This is a genomic window from Kineococcus glutinatus, assembly GCF_039542765.1.
In the GTDB taxonomy this organism is placed as follows: Bacteria; Actinomycetota; Actinomycetes; order Actinomycetales; family Kineococcaceae; genus Kineococcus_A; species Kineococcus_A glutinatus.
On record NZ_BAABIL010000839.1, the window covers coordinates 1 to 517 of the forward strand.

At 79.9% G+C, this 517-nt stretch carries 1 protein-coding gene; it reads right to left on the bottom strand.

Annotated features, from left to right (window positions below):
• Positions 1-17 precede the first annotated feature (17 nt).
• Positions 18-517, bottom strand: a 500-nt coding sequence (locus tag ABEB16_RS21930; protein ID WP_345714287.1) for a PucR family transcriptional regulator, incomplete at its 5' end; no start/stop codon positions are given.

Below are 517 nucleotides of genomic sequence, written 5' to 3' on the forward strand. Positions count from 1 at the left end.
CCCTGCCGCGCCCGCCCTCAGGTCCCCGCGCCCAGGACGGCGTGCACCCGCAGGGCCAGGTGCACCTGCAGCGCCCGGTCCCCGCAGCGCCAGCCGTCCCCGAGCAGCGACCCGATCCGCTCCAGCCGCTGGTACAGGGTGTTGACGTGCACGTACAGGGCGCCGGCGGTGCGGGCCAGGTTGCCCCCGGCGTCGTAGTAGGCCAGCAGCGTGCGGGCCAGGTCGCTGCCCCGCTCGGCGTCGTGCGCCAGCACCGGCCCGACGACCCGCTGCACGAAGCGGGCGAGGTCCTCGCGACCCGCCTCGTGCAGCAGCAGCCCGTAGACGCCGAGGTCGTCGGCGCCGGCACCCTCCCCGGTGCGCTCCAGCGCCAGCAGCGCCTCGCAGCAGCGCAGCGCGTCGCGGTGCAGACCGGCCACGCCCGCCGGGCCGCTGCCCGGCCCGGCGGCGCCCACCGTCACCGGGCAGCCGGCGGCCTCGCCGAGCCGGCGGGCCAGCCGGCGGGCCAGGGCGGGGG